Origin of the sequence: Aestuariivita sp. (assembly GCF_049276915.1) — a bacterium.
Lineage (GTDB): Bacteria > Pseudomonadota > Alphaproteobacteria > Rhodobacterales > Rhodobacteraceae > Aestuariivita.
This window is the reverse complement of the sequence record NZ_JBASXK010000016.1, coordinates 1-22,337: the sequence shown is the minus strand read 5'-3', so window position 1 is coordinate 22,337 and position 22,337 is coordinate 1. Positions and strand designations below refer to the sequence as shown.

The 22,337-nt window shown below is 59.2% G+C and carries 21 protein-coding genes; 8 read left to right on the top strand and 13 right to left on the bottom strand.

The annotated features are described in order from the left end of the window. Positions 1-21: 21 nt before the first annotated feature. From addA to regB, 7 genes are all read right to left on the bottom strand, one after another. Positions 22-3,384: a double-strand break repair helicase AddA gene (addA, locus tag WAO69_RS01495; protein ID WP_422176023.1), complete on the bottom strand. Its 3,363-nt coding sequence runs from the start codon at positions 3,382-3,384 to the stop codon at positions 22-24. Beyond that, entirely contained in the window at positions 3,381-6,305 is a 2,925-nt protein-coding gene (addB, locus tag WAO69_RS01490) for a double-strand break repair protein AddB (protein WP_422176021.1), read from the bottom strand. Before addB ends, addA begins: the two co-directional genes overlap by 4 nt. Continuing rightward, a complete protein-coding gene (locus tag WAO69_RS01485; RefSeq protein WP_422176019.1) occupies positions 6,298-6,981 on the bottom strand; it encodes a nucleotidyltransferase family protein in 684 nt (227 codons plus the stop codon). Before WAO69_RS01485 ends, addB begins: the two co-directional genes overlap by 8 nt. Beyond that, positions 6,978-7,979, bottom strand: a complete 1,002-nt coding sequence (locus WAO69_RS01480) for an aminoglycoside phosphotransferase family protein (protein ID WP_422176017.1) — start codon at positions 7,977-7,979, stop codon at positions 6,978-6,980. Before WAO69_RS01480 ends, WAO69_RS01485 begins: the two co-directional genes overlap by 4 nt. After that, on the bottom strand, positions 7,976-8,464 hold the full coding sequence (gene tsaE / locus WAO69_RS01475) for a tRNA (adenosine(37)-N6)-threonylcarbamoyltransferase complex ATPase subunit type 1 TsaE (protein WP_422176015.1): 489 nt from the start codon (positions 8,462-8,464) through the stop codon (positions 7,976-7,978). The genes WAO69_RS01480 and tsaE overlap by 4 nt, the downstream gene beginning before the upstream one ends. 46 nt (positions 8,465-8,510) lie before the next feature. Beyond that, positions 8,511-10,061, bottom strand: a complete 1,551-nt coding sequence (locus tag WAO69_RS01470) for a PAS-domain containing protein (RefSeq protein WP_422176013.1) — start codon at positions 10,059-10,061, stop codon at positions 8,511-8,513. A 76-nt stretch (positions 10,062-10,137) separates the two neighbouring features. Continuing rightward, positions 10,138-11,535, bottom strand: a complete 1,398-nt coding sequence (regB, locus tag WAO69_RS01465; RefSeq protein ID WP_422176011.1) for a sensor histidine kinase RegB — start codon at positions 11,533-11,535, stop codon at positions 10,138-10,140. A 92-nt stretch (positions 11,536-11,627) separates the two neighbouring features. On the opposite strand from regB, the gene WAO69_RS01460 reads away from it, so the two are divergent. After that, positions 11,628-12,248, top strand: coding sequence for an SCO family protein (locus WAO69_RS01460; protein WP_422176009.1), 621 nt, complete (start codon positions 11,628-11,630; stop codon positions 12,246-12,248). Between the two features lie 85 nt (positions 12,249-12,333). Continuing rightward, the gene (locus tag WAO69_RS01455) at positions 12,334-12,888 is read left to right on the top strand and encodes an ActR/PrrA/RegA family redox response regulator transcription factor (protein ID WP_422176007.1); all 555 of its coding nucleotides are present in this window, start codon (positions 12,334-12,336) and stop codon (positions 12,886-12,888) included. Between the two features lie 26 nt (positions 12,889-12,914). Here WAO69_RS01455 and WAO69_RS01450 read toward each other — a convergent pair whose 3' ends face one another. Together WAO69_RS01450 and WAO69_RS01445 are read right to left on the bottom strand one after the other, a co-directional pair. Beyond that, on the bottom strand, positions 12,915-13,403 hold the full coding sequence (locus tag WAO69_RS01450; RefSeq protein ID WP_422176005.1) for a GNAT family N-acetyltransferase: 489 nt from the start codon (positions 13,401-13,403) through the stop codon (positions 12,915-12,917). Next, positions 13,400-14,002 carry a hypothetical protein gene (locus WAO69_RS01445; RefSeq protein WP_422176003.1) on the bottom strand — a complete coding sequence of 201 codons (603 nt, stop codon included), beginning with the start codon at positions 14,000-14,002 and terminating at the stop codon, positions 13,400-13,402. Before WAO69_RS01445 ends, WAO69_RS01450 begins: the two co-directional genes overlap by 4 nt. Positions 14,003-14,218: 216 nt before the next feature. Here WAO69_RS01445 and ahcY point away from each other — a divergent pair, with 216 nt between their 5' ends. Both ahcY and WAO69_RS01435 read left to right on the top strand, forming a co-directional pair. Then, positions 14,219-15,610 (top strand): adenosylhomocysteinase, encoded by a 1,392-nt coding sequence (gene ahcY, locus WAO69_RS01440; RefSeq protein WP_422176001.1) that lies wholly within the window; start codon positions 14,219-14,221, stop codon positions 15,608-15,610. Positions 15,611-15,612: 2 nt separating this feature from the next. Next, on the top strand, positions 15,613-16,080 hold the full coding sequence (locus tag WAO69_RS01435) for a DUF922 domain-containing protein (RefSeq protein WP_422175999.1): 468 nt from the start codon (positions 15,613-15,615) through the stop codon (positions 16,078-16,080). On the opposite strand, the gene WAO69_RS01430 is transcribed toward WAO69_RS01435, so the two are convergent. Beyond that, positions 16,077-16,787 (bottom strand): GNAT family N-acetyltransferase, encoded by a 711-nt coding sequence (locus tag WAO69_RS01430; RefSeq protein WP_422175997.1) that lies wholly within the window; start codon positions 16,785-16,787, stop codon positions 16,077-16,079. The genes WAO69_RS01435 and WAO69_RS01430 overlap by 4 nt on opposite strands. 219 nt (positions 16,788-17,006) lie before the next feature. Here WAO69_RS01430 and WAO69_RS01425 point away from each other — a divergent pair, with 219 nt between their 5' ends. Further along, positions 17,007-17,348: a DUF2853 family protein gene (locus WAO69_RS01425; protein WP_422175995.1), complete on the top strand. Its 342-nt coding sequence runs from the start codon at positions 17,007-17,009 to the stop codon at positions 17,346-17,348. A 238-nt stretch (positions 17,349-17,586) separates the two neighbouring features. On the opposite strand, the gene WAO69_RS01420 is transcribed toward WAO69_RS01425, so the two are convergent. Further along, positions 17,587-18,006 carry an EVE domain-containing protein gene (locus tag WAO69_RS01420; RefSeq protein ID WP_422175993.1) on the bottom strand — a complete coding sequence of 140 codons (420 nt, stop codon included), beginning with the start codon at positions 18,004-18,006 and terminating at the stop codon, positions 17,587-17,589. Between the two features lie 175 nt (positions 18,007-18,181). Between WAO69_RS01420 and WAO69_RS01415 the strand changes: the two genes are divergently transcribed. Then, on the top strand, positions 18,182-19,108 hold the full coding sequence (locus tag WAO69_RS01415; RefSeq protein ID WP_422176060.1) for a ParB/RepB/Spo0J family partition protein: 927 nt from the start codon (positions 18,182-18,184) through the stop codon (positions 19,106-19,108). A gap of 3 nt (positions 19,109-19,111) precedes the next feature. Here WAO69_RS01415 and WAO69_RS01410 read toward each other — a convergent pair whose 3' ends face one another. Beyond that, positions 19,112-20,119 carry an NAD-dependent epimerase/dehydratase family protein gene (locus tag WAO69_RS01410; protein ID WP_422175991.1) on the bottom strand — a complete coding sequence of 336 codons (1,008 nt, stop codon included), beginning with the start codon at positions 20,117-20,119 and terminating at the stop codon, positions 19,112-19,114. A gap of 188 nt (positions 20,120-20,307) precedes the next feature. Further along, positions 20,308-21,264 carry a polysaccharide biosynthesis protein gene (locus WAO69_RS01405; protein WP_422176058.1) on the bottom strand — a complete coding sequence of 319 codons (957 nt, stop codon included), beginning with the start codon at positions 21,262-21,264 and terminating at the stop codon, positions 20,308-20,310. Between the two features lie 120 nt (positions 21,265-21,384). Between WAO69_RS01405 and WAO69_RS01400 the strand changes: the two genes are divergently transcribed. Continuing rightward, on the top strand, positions 21,385-21,573 hold the full coding sequence (locus WAO69_RS01400; protein ID WP_422175989.1) for a hypothetical protein: 189 nt from the start codon (positions 21,385-21,387) through the stop codon (positions 21,571-21,573). A gap of 20 nt (positions 21,574-21,593) precedes the next feature. Continuing rightward, the coding region (locus WAO69_RS01395; protein ID WP_422175987.1) for an N-6 DNA methylase at positions 21,594-22,337 on the top strand (744 nt) is incomplete at its 3' end.

Below are 22,337 nucleotides of genomic sequence, written 5' to 3'. Positions count from 1 at the left end.
AGGTTGGGTTGGGATGGCAACCTAAGAAGCCCCTTGGTCGGCGTCAAGATTTAGCCTGCGCTTTCCGGTTTCTGTCACAATATCGTGCGGCAATGCCATAAGTTGCGCCGTTCGTGTCCACAGGATCGCGGTATCGATGCGCTTGTCGGGATAGATCTGGGCCAAAGCCTGCGCATAAGCGGCCATCTGCCGCAACAACCCTTCGGGCGTAGCATCGGCTGTATCCGGCACCACGGCGTTGGTTTTGAAATCCACTGCAAGAACGTGATCGCCGGCGATGATCAGCCGGTCAATGGTGCCATGAATGCGACAATCGCCCATGTCGGCGGTGATGGCGACTTCGGCCAGAGTGGTGTCAGAAAACAGGTGGCCTAGCGCCGGGTCGGTCAGCACGTTGCGGGCTTCGGCCAGAAGGGGCGCGGTGTCCTCCGGGTCAAGATCAAGGATCTGAGCGGCTTTGTCGGCCCAGTCTTGCTGGGGGAAAACCGGGAGCATTTCCAGAAGGAGGTGGATGCGGGTTCCGCGCAGCTTGGCGGCCTCTTCGTCAAGGCCGCTGTCGCCGGGCAGTGCCTTGGCCCCGCCCAGATCCGAAGGGCTGAGGGTTTCCGGAACGGGGGCTGGCCGGGGCGCGGGTTGGCGAAAAAGATCGGGCAAGGGATCCGGGGTGATCTCTGGCGTCTTCGGGTCCGATCGCACCATGCCGTCCCAGACAGATGTTTCCAGACGCAAGCCCCTGCCCAGCGCAAATTCCTGTTGGACCGCGCCGCCTGCTTTCAAAGCCTCCTCGACCCGCTGATACCAGGTATTGGTGCCCTTGCTGTCCAGCTCTCCGGCGGCTGCAACGATCAGCCATTTCTCGGCCCGCGTCAGTGCCACGTACAAAAGGCGCAGGCGTTCGGCCTCATCGCGTGCCTCTTCATCTGCGGTGGCCGCGGCGATCAGCGCCGGTGCTTCTTCCTTGCGGCCACGCCAGAGCGGGACGTCATTGGCCAGCACCAGTTGGCTTTTCTGGCCGGACTTTCGCTTGGCCGTGTCGGGCAGGATGACAATCGGGGCCTCCAGACCCTTGGCTCCATGCACGGTCATCACCCGGATCATGTTTCCCGCACTGTCGATCTGGCGTTTGATTTCCAGATCGTCTGTCTCCATCCACACAAGGAACCCCGTCAGCGACGGCACTTCCGAGCGCTCATAAGCCAGGGCCTGGGACAAAAGCGCGTTGATCCCGTCTTCGGCTTCATGGCCCAGCCGTCCCAGAAGGTTTTGGCGACCGCCGTGGCGGATCAGGATATGTTCGATCAGGTCATAGGGCCGCAGGAAATCCGCCTGCCTGCGCAGGTCATCCAGAATGGCCATGGTTTCAACGAATTCATCCGCGCGTTCACGCAGGCTTTGCCAGAGAAACGCCTTTGGCGCGCGGCGATGGGCCAGATCAAACAGGTGTTGCTCGCTCCATCCGAACAGAGGCGACCTGAGAGCTATGGCCAGTGACAGATCATCCTCGGGCGTTGCGAGGAAGGATAGCAAGGCAGCCAGGTCCTTGACCGCCAGCTCGGCACCGACCTTCAGCCGGTCGGACCCGGCGATGGGCAGGCCTTGGGCCTTGCAGGCCCGAATGATCTCGGAAAACAGCACGGATCGGCGTTGCACAAGGATCAGAACATCGCCCGCGCGCACCGGTCGTGCCTGCCCGCCGTCTTCGGGGATCAGCGTCTGAGTGTCGATCATCTCCCTGATCTGTGCGGCGATCGCTTCGGCCAGTTCAACGCTATGATGCTTGGGGCTGGGGCGATCCACAGGAGTGTACCAGGGTGTGTCGGTGTCGTCTTTTGACATCTCAAGCGCAGGCCAGAGATCGACACGGCCGGGAAGCTGATCCTTGAAGGCGATATGGCTTTCACCGTCGAAACCGGCGTCGGCCAGACCCTCGAACAGAACATCCACCATGGACAGGATCGCATGGGACGAGCGGAACGAGTATTGCAGGGTCCGGTCGCTGAGATGTTTGCCGGATTCTGCCAGACGACCGGCGAAATAGGCGCGCATCCGGTCAAAGCCGTCGGGGTCCGCGCCCTGAAAGGAATAGATCGACTGCTTCTTGTCGCCCACAACGAAGATCGAGCGCGCCTCATCGCGTGCGCCAAGGCCGCTGGTGAATTCCTGGCTGAGCTTTTCGATCACGTCCCATTGTGCCGGGCTGGTGTCCTGCGCCTCGTCCACAAGAATATGGTCTATTCCGCCATCCAGCCGGAACAGAACCCATTGCGCCACCCGCCTGTCATTCAGAAGGTGCCGCGCCTTGATGATCAGATCGTCGAAATCCAGCCACCCTCGCAACAGTTTGCGCTGGGCATATTCGCGCAGAAACACCTGCGCGAACTGGTGCAGATCATACGCCGTTTCCGCCGCTTGCAGAGCCAGCCGTCTTGCGCGCGCAGCTTCGATGCGCAGCATGAACTGATCGGTCTCTGCGTGCAGTTCGGCTGATGCCTTGGCCATTTTGGCGGGAATCTTGCCCAGCTTGGCGCTGAAGGGTCCGGCCTGAGCGCTTGCACCATAAAGAAACACGCTTTCCAGTTCGGCGCAGGCGGATGTGTCCAATGATGCGATGCTGCGCAACCGGCTTGCCAGTTTCTGATCGGTCGACCCGCTTTGCTCAAGCACGGGGATCAGGCGGGCCAGCAGATCGGCCTCGCCGCCCAGAAACAGCAGTGTTGCGATATCATCTTGGCAGGCATCGGCTGGCAAATCAAACAGGTCCAGAAGGGCTGCGCGATCACGCTCGGTCGCGAACGCTTCGCGTCGCGCGGCAATTGCCTGGGTGAGCTTGTCCAGATCGCTGCCACCCAGGTGGCGCGCCACATTGGCAACGCGCTGGGCATCGGGACCCTCGGCCAGATCATCTACGATTTCTCCACGCAGCAGCGTCGCGGCGCGGTCTTCGATCTCGGTGAATTGCGGGCTGACACCGGCCTCAAGCGGAAAGCGCCGCAACAGCCCCGCGCAGAAGGAATGGATCGTCTGGATCTTCAATCCGCCGGGGGTTTCGATGGCCCGCGCAAACAGTGTCCTTGCTTCGCGCAGCTGGTCCGCGTCCAGTGCCTGTTCCACCCCCAGTTCATCCAGCGTCTGGCGCAGCTTTGCATCTGGCAGCATCGCCCATTCGCCCAGCCGTTTGAACAGCCGGTTCTGCATCTCGCTTGCGGCGGCTTTGGTATAGGTCAGACACAGGACGCGCTGTGGTTCCACCCGGTTCAGCAGCAAACGCGCCACGCGATCTGTCAGCACCCGGGTTTTGCCGGACCCGGCATTGGCAGCCAGCCAGGTCGAAGCATTGGGATCGGCGGCCTGAACCTGTGCTTCTGTGGCGTCATTGCGGATCATGTCAGATCCTCGGGCACGGGCGTTTGCGTATCATCCCACTCGCCATAGCGGGCAAGCTGGTCGAAATCGCCGGTATCAGTGTCTTTCTCCAGCATCCGGCGCGCGGTGTATCCCACAGCGGGATCCATATAGGCGGCGATCAGTTCGCAGAATTCTTCCCAGACCTTGTGTGGAGGCTCTTCTTCCAGAGGGGCGGCAACTTCCTTGGATGCGCCCAGACCGATAAAGATCGCCTTGGCGACTTCGGCACCGGGGATACCGCGAAAACCGCCCTCCTCGGCCATTGCAGCTTCAAGCAGGAGCTGCTTGTCGAACTTCACCTGTTGGGCCTTTGTCGGGGGTGATCCGGTCTTATAATCGTAAATCACCAGCCGCCCCGAGGAATCGCGGTCGATCCGGTCGGCGCGGGCTGTCAGTTTGAAATCCAGATCATCGATCCTGCGCCCCGCCGTGACCTCGGAGCCTTCGCGGTGCGTGTCGGTGCGTCGCGCCGCTTCGCCCTCGAGGAACCAGTCGGCATTGCGCTCAAGCTGGCCCAACCAGAGCAGGCGTGCGGTGGGCCAGGGAATGCCCTCCTCCAGGGTCCGCGTGGCGATATTCATAAAGCTTTGCCGGTCCAGTGACGCGGTGCCGTTATCCAGCGCGCTCACGAACTGTTCGAGCACCTCGTGCACGACAATGCCCTTGATGCGGGCATCGGGCAAACGCACCACCGGATCCAGCGGCCCGAGACGCAGAACATGGCGGGCATAGATCGCATATGGGTCACGGATCAGGCGTTTGATCTCGGTCACCGAAAGCTGCTTGGGTCGCAGATCAGGATGAGGCCGCGGCGATGGCCGGTGCGCCGGAACGATCTGTGGCGCGGCTTCAAGCTGGGCTGACCAGTCAAGCCAGCCCTGACCGCGTGCGCGCATCTGTTTCAGCGCCGCCGAGCCGCCCTGTTCGGGCAACCCTTCGAGCATGTTCATCAGCCGGTTGATCCAGCGCGAAGAAACGGTTTGGGCATCGTCGGACCGGATCGCCCGTGTCAGCCAGACTTCGGGTGCGGCAATTGCCTGCTGGAAGTCATGTGCCGACAATCCGATCCGGCGGTCCGGCAGCAACAGGCCTGCATCTGCCCGCATCTGGCGGTTCAACCAGGGATCGGGCTTGGAGCCTTCGGGCCAGGTGCCTTCGTTCAGCCCGCCAAGAATAAGAAGGTCAGCCCCCTGCACCCGTGCCTCAAGCGTGCCCCAGATCATGATATCTGGATGGGGCGCATCGCGGTCCCGCACTTCGCCGCGCGACAGGATCGCGCCCAAAAGGTCGCTGAAATCTGCCGCGGCCATGATCCCGCCATACCCGGCATCACGGGCCAGTTCGTCCATAAGGCGGCGTGCTTCGCGTCCCGCCTTCTTGTCCCAAAGACCGCCCGCCCCCTCGCCTGCTCCGGCGATTGCCTGGGCGCGGGTTTCCAGATCGCTCACCCAATCTGCAAGCGGGCGCGCCGCGGGGCTGTCATTACCCATGAAGCAGTCGATCACCCAATCGGCCCATCGGGGGAGTGGTGCGTCCTGCTTTGACAGCCAGGTGCGAATTGCCTGCGCGTCGGGGAACGGATGGCCTTCCTTGCGCAACCAAAGCTCAAGCTCGCGGGTCATGCGCAGATGCGGGCCCCGCGCGCCACCGCTATGGGTGAGAGGGTGCTTGAGCAGCGTCAAAAGCTGATCGGTTTTCAGGCGGCGCTGAAACAACTGAGCGACATGGCGCAGGAACCGGCCCGGAGGCGACAGCTGCAACGGAGTGCCGGCGCTGTCATCGGGCAGAATACCCCACCGGTTGAGCGCGGCCGTCACCTGCCGTGTCAGCATCCGGTCGGGCGTGATCAGCGCCGCGCGCGTCCCGTCCTGCGCGGCCTGACGCAGGCGCAATGCGATGGCCAATGCTTCGGCGCGCGGTGACGGGGCCTCGATCAGAGTGACATCTTCAAACCCTTGTGCCAGATCGCGCAGCGCTGGGCCTTCGGACAGCCACGCATGGGTGACAGGCGCCGGCCGCAGAGCAAGCGAAAGCGCGCGGTTGCGGGCTGGCGATGGGGCGGGCGTGTCATGCCAGGGGCGCAGATCGGCGGCCGACACTCCAAGATCCGTCATCAGGCGGTGAAAGCGATATTGCGGGTGATCTTCCGCCGCGATTGCGCGATCCAGATGCGACCAGACCGGTGTCGGCAGGTCGAAATCAAAACCCGGAAGCACGACCGCGCCCTGTGGAAGGGCGGCGATGGCCTTCATCAGCAACAACGTGGTGCCGCGTGATCCGGTAGAACCGGCAAGGATCACCGGATGCGCCGGCGGCTCATCCTGCCAGCGCGCAATCATCGCGGCGATGACCCGGCGCTGGAGGGCCTGCGCGTCAAGCCCGGCCTCTTCATTGTCGTAGAACCCGCGCGTGATGTTGATGAACGCCTTGGCGCGCTCCCAGTGGCCGGACAAGTCCGACACATCCAGCTTGTCGATGGCATCGGGAGACACGCCTTCTCCCTCCATCTCGTCAAGAAGCTCGGCCAGGCTGTCGGCCAGATCATAGAGAGACGCGCGCGCGGCCAGACCGGGCTGGCTGTCCAGCAACCGGGCCACCAGTTGCGTAAGCTCCAGCCGGCGGCGCAGCGGCGAGACAGCCGGCGCGATCGTGTCGCGCGCGGCCAACTCTCCCAGATCGGTGACCAGAGAGATGCGTGGCAAGAGGCAGGGCGGCCCGGTGTCAAAAATCTCGCGGATCCGGCGGGCCATGCGGCGGGTGTTCACGATCAGATGGACCCGCGCCATGGCTTCGGGTGGCGCATCTTTCATGCGGGCGCGCAGGCCATCAACCAACGCTTGCGGGAAATCAACGCCGGGGGCCTGAGCAAACAGGCGCGCTGTCTCGCCCGGCTCAAACATGGCCGTTCTCCAACAGCGCTTCAGCCAGCGGGATGCCCTGCGGCGTGCCGACATCGCACCATGCGCCGGGATAGCTGGCCAGATGCAGACGCCCCGCCGCGTTCATCTGGTCCCACAGGAGATTGAGCGAGAATGCGGCTTGGGGGATGTCTTTCAGACCCTGTGTTTTAAGGATCTGCGCCCCGCCATAGACAAGATCGCCGCCCCGGATGACATGACCGGTTTCGTCGATCCCGAAGTCGCCTGCGCCCTGGCGTCCATGGGTGCGCCCAAGCGGCACGCACATAAGAAGGCCGTCCATCTGATCCGGGTCCCATGCTGTGCGCAGCAGTGTCAGGGGATTGGGGCCAAGCCAAAGCACATCGGGGTTGAGGGTGAAGACGGTTTCAGTATCTAACAAGGGCAAAGCAGCGCGTAGCCCGCCGCCTGTGTCCAGAATATCCGGATCTTCATGCGAGATCAGAACGCCTTTTGGCGCAAGGTGGCTGTGCAGTTGGTCAGCCAGATAATGCGTGTTTGCCACAACCCGCGTGATGCCTGCCTCTGCCGCGAGGTCAATCGCATGATCGATCAACATCTTGCCGGCCACCGGGATCATCGGCTTGGGGCGGTCCCGCGTCAGTTCGCCCATGCGCGTGCCGAACCCAGCCGCGAAAATCATCACGGCTTGGGTCATGTCGGTTTGAGCCGTGCAAGGTTTTCGGCTGTCGGTTCGGGCAATTCCGCACGGATGATCGGCGCAATTGTCCCGAGCGCGGGATGATCAAGATCACGCTGCAGCAGACCCCAGACGCGGGGGATCAGATCAATGTAGTGTGATTTGCCCATATCGAGACTAAGCTTGGCGAAAATGCCCAGAATGCGCAGGTTTCTCTGGGTCCCAAGTGCGGCATAAGCTGCGCTGAAGCCGTCCTTTTCCACACCCGTGGCGCGGACGTAATGGTCGATCATGGCTGCCTCGATCGTGACGGGCACATCGCGGCGCGCATCCTGCAGGATCGAGACAAGATCATAGGCCGGATGGCCCAGCATAGCGTCCTGAAAATCAAGCATGCCGACACGCGCAACTCCGGCGCGGTCAGGCAACCAGAGCAGGTTTTCGGCGTGATAATCGCGTTGGATCAGGACCTGCGGGCCGCCTGTCAACTGGGCCAGCACCGGGCGGAACCGGGCGATAAAGGCGGCGGTTTCGTCTTTGGGATCAACCCCGGTGATACCTGCCTTGTACCGGGTGTAAGCGGTGGCGGCCAGATCGGTCATGATCTGGGCATCATAGGGTTTCAGATCGGGAGGGTCGGCGCGATGCAGGGCGATCAACGCATCCGTTGCCGCGACATATATCGTTTCTTCGATTTCGGGGCTGCGTTCGACCACGCGGGCATAAAGGTCATCCCCAAGATCTTCGAGAATGAGAAAACCCGTGTCTGTATCGCGGGCCGGTATCCGGGGGGCGCTGAGGCCAAGAGAGGAGAGATATTCCGCAATGGCGATGAACGGGCGCACATCTTCGCCCTTTTCAGGCGGGGCGTCCATGAACACGGCGGTTGTTCCATCCGGCTGATGCAGCCGCTCATAGCGTCGGTTCGAGGCATCTCCGGCCAGGGGTTTGCGCTTTGCATTGGCCCATTCGGTGCCTTTGAGAAAGCGCGCGGCAAGCTCTGAGCGGTCGGTCACGGTGTGGCCCCTTCTGTCAGCAAGCAAACAAGGTTGTCCCAGCGCGGATCGGTCCAGCTGAGCGTGGCGCGGCGCATCTGAAGGTCGTCAGCGTCTGTCGTCAGCTCGATGTGCAGGGCCTTGGCGGGCGCAAGATCGCCCAGGCGGTCTGGCCATTCCACAAGGCAGATCGCTGTGTCGAATGCGTCGATCAGGCCCAGTTCCTCGATCTCATCCGTACTTGTGATGCGATAGAGATCACTGTGCCAAAGCTCTCCCAACGGTGTCTCATAGGTTTGAACAAGGGTGAATGTCGGAGAAGGAACGTCTTCTGCCTCGTGCTGCAAAGACTGTATCAAGGCGCGCGCAAGAAACGTTTTGCCCGCGCCGATATCGCCGCTCAGCAGCACGGTATCGCCCGGTCGCAACAGGCTGCCCAACGCCACACCACAGCGGCGCGTTGCGTCCTCGGAGGGGAATTTCAGTAAAGCGTGCCTGTCTGCCATGGTCCCAGAATGGCCGCAGGCCGGGGTGCCTGCAAGCGATATCAGATCAATTCGACAGGCATTCGTGGGGCTGTTTTCCCGTGATCGGAGCGGTGATCATTGCAGACAGGCTGATCATGGTTGCACCGCTTTGAACCGGGTGGACCGAGCAGGTGAAACTGCGCCCGTCCGACAGGATCAGGGGGGCGGACCAACTGGCGCGATCCTCACGTCCCAGCACAAAGTCGCGCAGCTCTCCCCAGAGCGCATTCGCCCCGCCGATGGTCTGCCAGTCGCGCATGGCGTCGATCACCGTCATGTCGGCAAAGCTGGCCTCGTGATCGATTTTCCAGAGCGTGCGGTACGACCGGTTCGTCATCGTCAAGATTCCGCTGGCCGAAAAGACAGCCACGGCATCGTCAAACTCGTCCAGAATGCCCTGGCTCAGCTCAAGATCGGCGCGAAACCGGCGTGTGAGAAAGATTTCCGCCGATATATCCTCGAAAAGGAACGCCACCGCGCCATCCGGATGTGGTCGGCCTGTCACGCGATAGGTCGAGCCTGAGGGCAATGACCAGGTCTCGCAATAGTTGCCGTCATTGGCGGCATCCACCATCGAGGACATCTGCTCGCGCCAGCTGCCATAGTTCTTGGGTTCCGGCATCACGCGCACATCGCGCAGCCGGTCAAAGAAGGACAGAAGATTGGGCCGCGCACTCAGGAAATCGGCCGGTAGCGTGGTAAGGTCGATTAGTGCCGGGTTGAACAGAACAAGCTGCATGCGCCGGTCAAAGATCGCCAGACCTATGGACAGCTGTGCAAAGGTCTTGGCCAGCGTCTGAACAAAGTTGCGCTGGGTGGTTTCGGCAATCACGACCTGGGCCACGTCCGAGGCATAGAGGATACACCCCCCATCCTGCCGCAGGCTGGTCACGTCATACCAGCCCGGATCTTCCCGTCCGCGCAAGGCGATGGTCTGCCGTCGCGTGGCGGACTCCGCGTCTGGCAGATCGTCAAACAGCGGTTTGGCCGGATCAGGTGCCGTCCCGAAGGCCAGATGGTACAGTCGTTCATAGGCGGCGTTGTGCCAGATTTCCTGGCCCTGCGTGTCGATCTTCCAGATGGGATGGGGCGCGCCCTGGACGATGTCTTGCAACTGCCCCAGCTCTTGCGCGATGCCATGATGAAGAAACGAAGCAACCGCCTTGTTCTGTAAACTCGGGTCGCGCGGCACCAATTCGATGCGGATGGTGTCCCCAAGCGGTTCGATCAGCACGCGCCATGGATCAGTTAGATCGCCCGGTTCGACCATCGTCTGGCCGGAGCTGGCAAAATCGCTGAAATGGACCGGGAATCGCGGAAATCGCTCGATCAGGCTGTCCCGCAGACAGGACCAGTCATCACCCGAGTCCTGCCCCGACAACAACGCATCGGCGCTGGCGGTGGTAGACGACAGATGCGGTCCGTCAAACAGAAATACGCAGGTGGACTCTGACGCGATCGGAATGCGCGTACTGCGCGCAGATCGCGCAGCCGCAAAAAACCAGCTCAAGGATGCGATGCAGGCCATGCCGCACACAGCCGACATGCCCACCCATTGCCACATGGAGTAATCCAACGGCCCGTTCCCCAACGTTACGCCTCTGCCTAGAGTGGGGGGCAATCGTTAATTTGTGGTTAACCATACCGCATTGTTAAATTTCTATTGGCTGGTTGGACCCCACTGGGACTGTATTCGGGCCCATCTGTGCATCAATCATCGCGCGTGGCCACACGACCTCGACGATCGCGCCGCGGCGGTTTTTGTCCGACGTGATGTTCTGGAACGGATCGCTGCCGTTGGAAAAAGTCAGCTCGGCCCCGGTGCGTTCGAGCAACGTCTTGGCGATGAACAGCCCCAGACCCATTCCTTCGTATTCCGGGCGGGCCCTGCCCTCGGTGTCCAAGCGTCGACGCCGCACGAAGGGATCGCCGATGCGGCCGATCAGATGAGAGGGATAGCCGCGACCGTCATCCAGAATCCGCACGGAAATCAGATCGTCGGTCCAGATGGCTTCGACCCAGATGTTGGCGCGGGCAAAGTCCACCGCGTTCTGGATCAGATTGCGCAAACCGTGGATCACCTCGGGCTTTCGCAGGATCGAGGGTTGCGTATAGTCGCCATCTGCAATCGGGCCTTCTTCGAAATGAATGGTCTTGCCGCGTCGCATATGCGGCTCGGCTGCCTCCTGAACCACAGCGCTCAGCGGAGCCTGCCGCAGGTGGAGATCGTCCTTACCTGCGCGGCCCATGTCGCGCAGGATATCGCGGCACCGGTCGGCCTGCTCGCGGATCAGGATCGCGTCTTCCTTGAGTTCGGGATATCCCTCAAGCTCTTCGATCAGCTCGGAACTAGCCAGTTTGATGGTTGCCAGCGGGGTGCCCATCTCATGTGCGGCGGCAGCGACGACGCCTCCCAGATCGGTCAGTTTCTGTTCCCGGGCAAGCGCCATCTGGGTTGCGGCAAGCGCGTCACCCATCGAATGCATTTCGGTACTGACGCGCCGGGAATAGGCCCCCATGAACATCGTGGCGATAATGATTGCGGCCCAGTTGCCAAAGACAAAGATGTCCGGAATGCGCAGGATGAATCCTTGTTCCGTGCGCAATGGCAGATGAAACTCGGCCAAAAGCGTCACCAGAATGATCGCCGTGCCTCCGATGATGACGGTCGATCGCAGCGTCATCACAGTTGCCGAAATCGTCACCGGCCCCAACAGAAGCAGCGCAAAGGGATTGTGAAGGCCGCCGGTCAGATACAGCAGGAAAGACAGCTGCAGCAGGTCAAAGAGAACCATCAGAAAGTTCTCGGTTTCCGACAGTCGCTTGTTTTCAGGAAACACGAAGATCGCGATCAGGTTGCCGATGACCGAGACGCCGACAGCCAGATAACACAGGCCCAGCTCAAGCTGGATGTTGTACATCCGCTGCGCCACTGTGATTGCGGTCAGCTGTCCGGCGATGGCGATCCATCTCAAAAGGATGAGTGTGCGCAGACGGATCCAGCTGCTGCGCTCCTGTTCTGATATCAAGCCTGTGTGAATGCTGCGCATTATTGTCTCAGGTCCGTTGCGTTGGCCGAAGGGATCGTTATGTGTTCGGCGAAATTGATAACATCGTTTGAGTTAGTATAGGACGCCTTGGCATGACCCGCATCTACGCTTTTGTCGCTGCTGCTGTTGTCATCGCCGGTCTGGCCGGAGTGTACATGGCCACGATGGTGACGCGCTCGGATGATCAGTTTGCCAGTTGTCGCAGCGGCGCTGTTGCCGGCGGGTCTGCACAGATCGGCGGCCCGTTCGAATTGGTGAATTCCAAAGGCGAAACCGTCACCGATGCCGATGTGATCACCGAACCGTCTCTGATCTATTTCGGATACACGTTCTGCCCGGATGTCTGCCCGCTGGACACGGCGCGCAACGCCGAGGCGATTGATCTGCTTGCCGAGCGCGGATACAGCGCCACCCCGGTCTTCATCTCGGTCGATCCGCGCCGGGACACGCCCGAAGTCGTTGGTGATTTCGCATTTAACCTGCATGAGAAGATGATCGGACTGACCGGATCGGACGCGCAGGTGAAAGCGGCCAGCCAGGCCTATAAAACCTACTACAAGGCGCATCCGGCTGATGACGAGTACTATCTGGTGGATCATTCGACCTTCAGCTACCTCGTTCTGCCCGAATATGGCTTTGTCGAGTTCTTTCGCAGGGACACGACATCCGAGCAAATCGCCGAAACAATGGCATGCTTTATAGATGCCATGTGAGGGTTGGATTTGACGTTTGCCCAAGTCCCGCTAATAGTTACACAAAATAAAAATCAAAAACCGCGAAAGCCCCGGAGGACACAGCATGGCCGAGCCAGCCCTGCGAGACATCGGACCTGACAAGTCGCTGCTCTTGGTAGATGATGACGAGCCGTTTCTGAGGCGTCTGGGCAAGGCGATGGAAAAACGGGGTTTCGAGATCGAGACCGCCGGATCCGTTGCAGCCGGCCGCGCCATTGCAACCGCCCGCCCTCCTGCCTTTGCCGTGGTCGATCTGCGCCTTGAAGACGGCAACGGCCTGGATGTGGTCGAAGTGCTGCGCGAAAAGCGGCCCGATTGCCGGGTTGTTGTTCTGACCGGATATGGTGCCATCGCGACCGCTGTTGCCGCTGTCAAGATCGGGGCGACAGATTATCTGTCAAAGCCTGCGGATGCGACGGATGTGACCAATGCTTTGCTGGCGACTGGTGATGAATTGCCCCCGCCGCCGGAAAATCCGATGAGTGCTGATCGGGTGCGCTGGGAACATATCCAGCGGGTTTATGAGCTGTGTGATCGCAATGTCAGCGAAACCGCGCGCCGACTGAACATGCACCGCCGCACGTTGCAGCGGATTTTGGCGAAGCGGTCACCGCGTTAAGGTTTCGCACCGCAGGGACCCGTTCTCTACTTCAGATCATAGCGTTTCAGGACTTTGTCGACCACCAGTCCGCTCTCGAGTCTGTAATCCGTGATCCGGCCATAGTCGCGAAATCCACGGCTTTGATAATAGATCAATCCGCCGTCATTATCCGCGCGAATGTTGGCGTTGATCCAGCCATAACCCAGATCGGCCGCAGCCTTGCGCGTGGCGTCAAACAACGCCGATCCAATGCCCAGACCTGTCTTGCCGATCCGCACGAAAGTGGCGATGTCGCAGGCTTCGGGGGGCAGGGCCTCGCGCGGTGCGATCCACTGAAAGCCCTGAACCTCTTCGGCGCTGTCCAGAGCGACATGCCAGGCTGAGCGGTCCGGCGCAAAGCTCATCCGATCCTGAATGTCCGTGGCGGTCACGGCCTGCGTCATCGCTGTTGTGCCGCCCTCCTGAATGATCGCATTCAGCAGCCGGGCCATGGACCCTGTATCAAGCGTCATCGCCTTGCGAACATGGATCACGACATTCGCTCCAGCAAGGCGGCATGGCGTGCGGCATACGCATTTCGGGTTTCTACAGGTGGGCGCAACAGGATCGAAAACCCCTCGATGAGGGCGTGATCCGGTTTGCCAAAGAGCCTGTCCGCTTCAGCTTCGGAAAACCCGGCAATCTGGATAGCCTCCATCCAGGCGCTGATCTTGTCAGCCTTCTTGATCTTGCGCTTGATCGTCTGCGGGATCACCGCGGGTAAGCCAAAGCGCAGGTGAATGGCGGCCGTCAGCCTGTCATCCAGCGCGCCATATCCGGGGCCAACCGCGGCTTTTACAGGCGAGATCATATCTCCGATCACATATTCGGGCGCATCATGCAGCAACGCGGCCATCTGCCATTTGGGATCGACAGAACCTTCCATCCGCGAAAACAGCCCTTCGACCAGCAAGGAGTGTTCAGCCACGGAATAGGCAAAATCGCCGTGGGTCTGGCCATTCCAACGGGCCACGAAGGCAAGGCCATGTGCGATGTCATCGATTTCGATATCGACGGGGGTTGGATCCAGCAGGTCAAGCCTGCGCCCGGACAGCATCCGTTGCCAAGCTCGCGGCTGTTTGTGCTGCTTCATGCGCGCCTCATTTCACGACATTCACTGTTCGTGATCCGGGGTAACACACAAACCGATCCGGTTTGAACATGCAGTTTGACCCCTTTCAGGCAAGATCTGAGGCGCAAAACTGTGCGCAGGGCATTGTTTGGTCAGAAATAGCCGTCGCTTTGGATTGTCCGACCGGGTTTGCGGTGCTATCTGCCGCCATAACCGTTGGATAAGGGAATACGACATATGGCAAACGATTACATCGTGAAGGATATCGCGCTGGCCGATTTTGGCCGCAAAGAGCTGGATATAGCGGAAACCGAAATGCCGGGCCTGATGGCTCTGCGCGAAGAATATGGCAAGAGCAAACCCCTGACAGGTGCGCGCATCGTCGGCTCCTTGCACATGACCATCCAGACTGCTGTCCTGATCGAGACGTTGGTAGAGCTTGGCGCTGATGTGCGCTGGGCGTCGTGCAACATCTTCTCGACCCAGGACCACGCGGCGGCAGCGATTGCCGCAGGCGGAACGCCGGTCTTTGCGATCAAAGGTCAGACCCTGGTCGAACATTGGGATTATCTGGACAAGTCGTTCCTGTTCGAAGATGGCCCGAACATGATCCTGGATGATGGCGGCGACGCCACTTTGTACGTCCTGCTGGGCGCGCGTGTCGAAGCCGGTGAAACCGAACTTCTCGCTGTTCCCACATCGGAAGAAGAAGAGGCGATTTTCGCGCAGATCAAGAAGCGCATGGCTGAAAGCCCCGGCTGGTTCACCAAGATCCGCGATCAGATCAAAGGCGTGTCCGAAGAGACCACAACAGGCGTGCACCGTCTCTATGATCTGGTCAAGAAGGGACAGCTCCCCTTCCCTGCGATCAACGTGAACGACTCGGTGACCAAGTCGAAATTCGACAACAAATACGGCTGCAAGGAATCGCTGGTTGACGGTATTCGCCGCGCCACTGACACGATGATGGCCGGCAAGGTTGCGGTTGTCCTTGGCTATGGCGATGTGGGCAAAGGTTCTGCCGCATCCCTCAGAGGTGCCGGTGCCCGCGTGAAGGTCACCGAGGTGGATCCGATCTGCGCGCTTCAGGCTGCGATGGACGGTTTCGAAGTAACCCTGCTGGAAGACGAACTGGCCACCGCCGACATCTTTATCACGACCACCGGCAACAAGGATGTGATCCGCATCGAGCATATGCGCGAGATGAAGGACATGGCCATCGTCGGCAACATTGGCCACTTTGACAATGAAATCCAGGTTGCTGCGCTCAAGAACCACAAGTGGACCAACATCAAGGAACAGGTGGACATGATCGAGATGCCCTCGGGCAACCGTCTCATCCTCTTGTCCGAAGGCCGTCTGCTGAACCTTGGGAACGCCACCGGACACCCGTCCTTTGTGATGTCAGCGTCCTTTACCAACCAGGTTCTGGCTCAGATCGAGCTTTGGACCCGTGGTGATCAGTACAAGAACGACGTCTACATTCTGCCCAAGCACCTCGATGAAAAGGTTGCGCGTCTGCACCTGGGCCGGATCGGTGTCAAACTGACGGAACTGCGAGCTGATCAGGCCGCCTATATCGGCGTCAGCCCCGAGGGTCCGTTCAAGCCCGAGCATTATCGTTACTGATCATGCGCTGCTGGGCCGTCATAGCCCTTTTGGCTTCGGCGACCCCAGCGGTCGCCGGGCCGAGTGTATCGGAATCGCTTACTCATTACGCGATTTCCGGTAACAACCTGTCAGATCTGCGCCAGGAAATGGCGCAGAACGGCCCCAAGGGGTTCTGGGGCTATACGCGCTGGTGGATCAACTGGTCGGGCAGTTGCAAAGTCAATCTGGAAATCAGAATTACATTACCCAAACTCAGCGCATCTGCGGCCCTTACGCCCAGTGAAGAGCGGATTTGGAACACTATGGTGGATGCGCTGTATCGCCATGAACAGATGCATGCCGAACATGGCCGTCGTGCTGCCGAAGAAATTCATCCCACCAATTGCAGCAATCCGCGCAAAGTTGTGCGCAAATGGGCAGAACGGGACGCGGCCCTGGATCAGCAGACCCGCCATGGTGCAACCCAGGGCGTAACGCTGGCTGACTAGATCGGCCTGTCGCAGCGCAGAATGATCCAGTCCGGAGCCGCGTTCGAGCGGCCTTCGGGAATGAACCCTGCTTTTTCCAGAATGCGCAGCGATCCCGTGTTCTCGGGTCGGGCGCGGGCAATCATGTGATCCAGCTTAGGGTCATCCTGAAAACATTCGGCGACAAAGGATTGCACGGCCCTCAGGCCGATCCCTTTCCGCCAGAACGGCTGGCCAAGCCAATAGCTCAACTCGGGATCCTGACCGGCGAAATCCAGACGAACTTGGCCAACGGCGGTATCGTTGGCGACAATGGCACGCACCCTGTGCAAGGTCTCGTCCTGCGACAGGCGGATCAGATCCTCGGCCATGTCGATCGAGATCACTCCGGGATAGGGATTTGGCAGATGCCGCCAGACATCCGGATTATCCAGCAGGCTGCGAAACTGTGTGGCATCTGTCAGGAGCCAGCGGCGCAACACAATCCCGCGGTCGCGGGTCTGAACGGATTTTACCGAAGGCCAACCGATGCGCCGTGCCGAGAGGTCAAAATCATCGGTCACGTCGGCGCGCACCCAACCGCTTTGAACCGGATCATATTCCAGCCCAATGCCCGCCTTGCGATGCGCCAGCATATCCCGGGTCGAAAGCGGGCCCTGCGATCTTTGAAACGCGGCAGTCTGGCACAGCTCCGAGGCGTCAGCCGGTGCCTTGCTGTGAAGTCCCATGATCGCCCCCTTGTCTGCTTTGCGGTCGCCTGACTTTCCTGACTTTCGCGCGATATGGGGTTGGATTTGAAAGATGCAAGAGGGAGTCACATTAGCGATTTCGCGCCGCGTCGCCATTTCTGAAGATTTCTGGCAAATTTTCTCCTTTGTTGCTCTGATTTATGCCTTTACGGTTCGAGTGGACCCGCGAGGTCAACTTATCAAAGGAGGGATTTCAAAATGGGCAAACGGGACGACTTGATCGCGCAGTACGCCGACGACCTGAAAAACAAATGTGGCATGACACCGGATATGGACCTTTTGACAAAGGTGACGATCGGTTGCGGCCCTTCAATTTACAATGCCGATGCCTCGACCGTCGCATCGTCGCAGCCGGGCGAGTTGGAGACTGTCAAAAACAGTTTCCTGATCAAGAAGCTTGGCCTTGCGGATGGTCCGGAACTGACGGAGGCGATCAACAAGGTGGTCGAAACCTACGGTAAGCCCGAGCGCAACAAGTATCGCGCGGTGGTCTATTACATGTTGACCAAGCACTTTGGCAAAGAATCCGTCTACGGATAAATCGCGCTGATCAGTTGCGTTTCACGCCCGCTTGGTTAAGCGGGCGTTTCTTTTTGTTCTTTCATTCTAACTAGTTACAGTTTGAACGGCACAGGTTGTTTTGATACAACGGCGATACCGGCCAGGATGGCCAGACCAGATTTTGTTCACGTGTGGTGCGTAGGGAGCACGTGGGGAAAGAAGGGTTCTGGTGTCATGCCGGAACCCTTCTGCATTTCATCGCCATCCCAGCGCGTCTTCAGGCAGGCACTCCGGCGATCTCGCAAATGATGGCCCATTCCCGATCGGTGACCGGCTGAACCGACAGGCGCGAACTTTTCACCAATACCATGTCCGCAAGGCGTGGATCGGCCTTGATCATGTCCAGCGAAACAGGTGTTTTGACCCCTCGGATCGCCTTGATATCCACGCATTCCCAACGCGGGTCATCTGTTGTGCTGTCGGGATGGGCCGGGGCGATGACCTCGACGATGCCGACCACGGATTTCTCCTTTTGCGAATGATAAAAGAACCCGCGATCCCCAACCGCCATTTGACGCATGAAGTTGCGCGCCTGGTAATTGCGTACACCGTTCCACTCTTCCCCGGCATCGCCTTTGGCGACCTGCTGATCCCAGCTCCAGGTAGAAGGTTCTGATTTGAAAAGCCAATATGCCATAGCTGAGCCTTGCCCTGTGTCGAAAACCTTGCTTTGTGATTCACAAGTTACAGCATTTTGGCGCGGAGTTTGTTAGATCAGTGAGTGTACTGTGCGGCATTGGGTCCGAAACGACCCGGCTGGCAGGGCAGAAACAGGCCGGACAACGGTTTCGAAGGTGAGCGGTGACGTGAAAATGAGTACGAAGGGCAGACAGGCCAAAGCCGAAGCGATGACGATCGAGAGCGCCCGGGCGCAGGGTTTGCTGATCGAGGCGATCCCGCTTGCTGCGATTGATGCTGATTATCTTGTCCGGGACCGGCTGGTGCAGGACGAGGATGAGCTGACATCCCTCATGACCTCCTTATCCGCGCGCGGCCAGCAGATGCCGATCGAGGTGACCCGCCTGTCCGATCAGCCGGGGCGTTACGGTTTGATCTCTGGTTGGCGACGGCTTGCGGCGATGCGCAAGCTGTCCGCCGAAACACGGGATCCCCGGTTCGGTGAGATCCGCGCTTTGGTCATCATGCCGGATTCTGCGCAGGACGCCTATGTGGCGATGATCGAAGAAAACGAGATCCGGGTAAATCTCAGCCATTACGAGCGTGCTCGCATTGCCTTGCGCGCCGTGCATGAGGGTGTTTTTCCTGATCAGCGCTCAGCCTTGCGCGGGCTTTACGGTGCGACGACGCGCTCCAAACGCTCGAAAGTCGGGACATTCATGTCTCTGGTGAACAGCTTTGATGGCGTGCTCCAGCATCCCACGGCGATTTCCGAAAAGCTGGGCCTTTCACTGGCGCGTGAAATCCTCAGGGATGAGAAATTCGCCGAGAAACTGTCAGACAAGCTGCGCAAGGCACCTCTGCGCACGGCACCGGAAGAAATCCGGATACTGACGCAGGCTGTTCTTGCCGCCGGGCCCAAACCACCAGCTGTCCCATTGGTTCCGCCTGCATCCCCGGGCCGTGCAGATCCCTCTGCGCGCGCGCCACGCCGCGAAACGGTCGGCGGCTTGAGCCTGCGCTATAATCCGGAAAAAGCGCGGATTGATCTTGCGGGCGAACAGGTTGATGAGGCGTTCTTTGCGGATCTTCTGGATTGGATTTCCCGGCGGAGCGTCTGAGCGTCAGGTGTTCGGGCGGTAATACGTCCGATACCAATCGACAAATCGTTGGACGCCGTCCTCGACAGTGACTTTCGCGCTGACGCCTGTCAGGTCCTTGAGCAAACCCACCTGTGCCCAGGTTGCCGGAACATCACCGGGTTGCATCGGATGCATCCGCTTTTCGGCAGGCTTGCCAATTGCGGTTTCGATGGCCGTTATGAAATCCATCAGCTTGGCGGGCGTGTTTGCCCCGATGTTGACCACACGAAACGGCGCGACCGGGCTCAGGCTGTCACGCTCTGACACGGGGGTGTCGCCAGGCACGGCCTCGATCAGGCCAAGGATACCGTCGACCAGATCGTCGATATAGGTAAAGTCCCGGCTCATCTGTCCGTGATTGTACACGTCGATCGGCTCGCCCTTGAAGATCGCTTTGGTGAACTTGAAATGCGCCATGTCCGGGCGACCCCAGGGGCCATAGACGGTAAAGAACCGGAACATCGTTGTGGGCAGGTGATAAAGATGGGCATAGGAATGCGCCATCGCCTCATTGGCTTTCTTGGTGGCGGCATAAAAGGACATCTGCGTGTCGACCTTGTCCATCTCGCCATAGGGCATGTCCGTATTCGCGCCATAGACCGAACTGGTGGATGCCATCAAAAGATGTTTCGGGGGATGGGCGCGCGCGGCTTCCAAAAGCTCGAACGTGCCTTGCAAGTTGGATTCCACATAGGTGCGCGGCGCGTCGATAGAGTATCGTACACCGGCCTGAGCAGCGAGGTGAATGACGATATCGGGCTTGTGCTGTGCCATGATGTCGAGCAACCGGCCAGGGTCTTCCAGTTTCGCGATAACGGGGGTGAAGCCGGGATGTTGTGCCAAAAGCTGATGGCGTCGTTCCTTGAGCGCGACATCATAATAATCGCTGAGACAATCGAGGCCAATGACCGTCCAGCCCAGCGACAGCAGTCGATCGGAAACATGATATCCGATGAACCCTGCAGATCCGGTGACAAGAGCAAGTGGCATGATCAAATCGCCCCCAGAGGGCCCTTTTTCAGTTCAATCGAGCATGCTGCGTCAACAGCCAAGCGCCCATCATTGAGTGATAGCATTCCCTCTCAGGGCTGACAGCAGATTTTCGGCTGATTTACTTCACGGCGCCAAACTGGCTGGAGACCATGTCCGTTGTGCCCAGTGCCGGAGCGAGGGATGGGTCATGAAGTCCTGCGCGCTTCCTCGCCAGATCGCCCAAACCCGTCGATGCACATGGCAATTGCCTGTATGGCTGCGGCCTCGTCCATGGTGGTGATGGTTTGGCGCAAGCGCTGCAGCATCTGGGCGACTTCGATCTCGGAGGGAATGGCCTCTTCGGCGCGCAGGATTCTTGGATGGTGTGTTGGCATCAACTGCCCTGAGAGGCTGAGGGTTTCGCGCAGCTTTTCGCCTTTGCGCAGGCCGATGAACCGAATGGCGATATCGCCCCTGGGGTTTGAACTGTCGCGCACCGAATACCCGGCATGTTCAATCACCTTCCGGGCAAGCAGATAGATCGGCACTGCCCGTCCCATGTCCAGCACCAGGATGTCGTTTCCGCGCGCATTGGCACCTGCAATCATCACAAGTTGCGCGGCTTCCTGCACGGTCATGAAATAGCGGGTGGCGCGCCGGTCGGTGACAAGGACGGGCCCGCCACGCCGCACCTGATCCTGAAACAGCGGAACAACGGATCCGCTTGATCCGAGAATATTGCCAAACCGCACGATGGCAAATGTTGTGTCCCGATTCCGCGTACCCAGATCCTGCACCAGAATTTCTGCCAGGCGTTTGGAGGCACCCATCACCCCCGCAGGGCGCACAGCCTTGTCGGAGGAAATCAGGATAAACCGTTCAACCCCGTGCTTGATTGCCTGACGCGCCAGGGCCTGTGTGCCAAAGACGTTGTTTTCCAGCCCCGCCAATGGGTTGGCTTCGACCAGGCCGACATGTTTGTAGGCGGCTGCGTGAAGAATGATCTGCACATGATGGGTCCGCAGCACATGACCAACGCGGATTTCATCCGCGACCGAACCCAGAACCGCGACCAGTTCGATACCAGTGGCGTCAGCGTGGGACTGCCAAGCTGTTTGTATCTGTTTGTTCCAGTTCATGTTTTCCTTCCTTCTGCAAAGTATTTATCTTTGTGAGCAAAGGTGTTGGAAAAACTGGCGTACACTTGAGACTTGCCAAGTTGGTGTCCGCATAGGAATGTACTCGCAAGCAGCACAGGTGCTGCGGAACATAGGGAGACACGTATGAGCAAACTTGAAGAACTACTCGCCAAGCAAGAAGCACTTGCTGCTGAGATTGAAGCTGCCAAAAAATCGCAGAAAACAGAAGATTTGAAGACTGTGCGTCAGCTGTGCAAAGCACATGGGTTCACAGCCAATATGCTCAAAGGCTATTTGGCTGAAGGGCGTAAACCACGCACCGCAAAGAAGTAATTTGGTAAGGAAAAGCACTCGTGTACGAAGCAGCGTTTAGAAACATTGACGACACACTATGGAAAGACGCTGGCTGCAGCAGCGAGCTTGATTACATTGAGCAGACAAGCTGGGTGCTTTTCCTTAAGTACTTGGACGACTACGAGGCTGACAAAGAAACAGCAGCACTGCTCAATGGTGAAAGCTACAGCCGTATCATTGACGGAGAATACCGTTGGCAGAGCTGGGCTGTACCACGTCGTACAGATGGGACACTAGACTACAACGCTGCACTCACTGGCGACGACTTGCGTGAGTTTGTTAACCACAAGCTGTTTCCACACCTAGCCAGCTTCAAGCAGACTACAGATAATCCACGCACCATAAACTACAAGATTGGTGAAATCTTCAGTGAGCTACGCAACAAGCTGCAGAGTGGCTATGCACTGCGTGATGTCATCAGCAAGGTGGATGAACTTCGGTTCTTAAGCAACGAAGACAAGCACGAACTCAGCAGCTTGTACGAAGACAAAATCAAGAACATGGGCAATGCTGGACGCAATGGTGGTGAGTACTACACGCCACGTCCCCTTATCAAAAGCATTGTGAAGGTTGTAAACCCCCAGATTGGCGAAACGGTATATGACGGTGCTGTGGGCAGTGCTGGCTTCTTGTGTGAAGCCTATGACTGGATGCGTAGCAGCAAGGAGTTGAGTGCAGCAGAGTATGAAACGTTGCAAACTCGTACGTTCATTGGCAAAGAGAAGAAGAGCTTAGCCTACGTG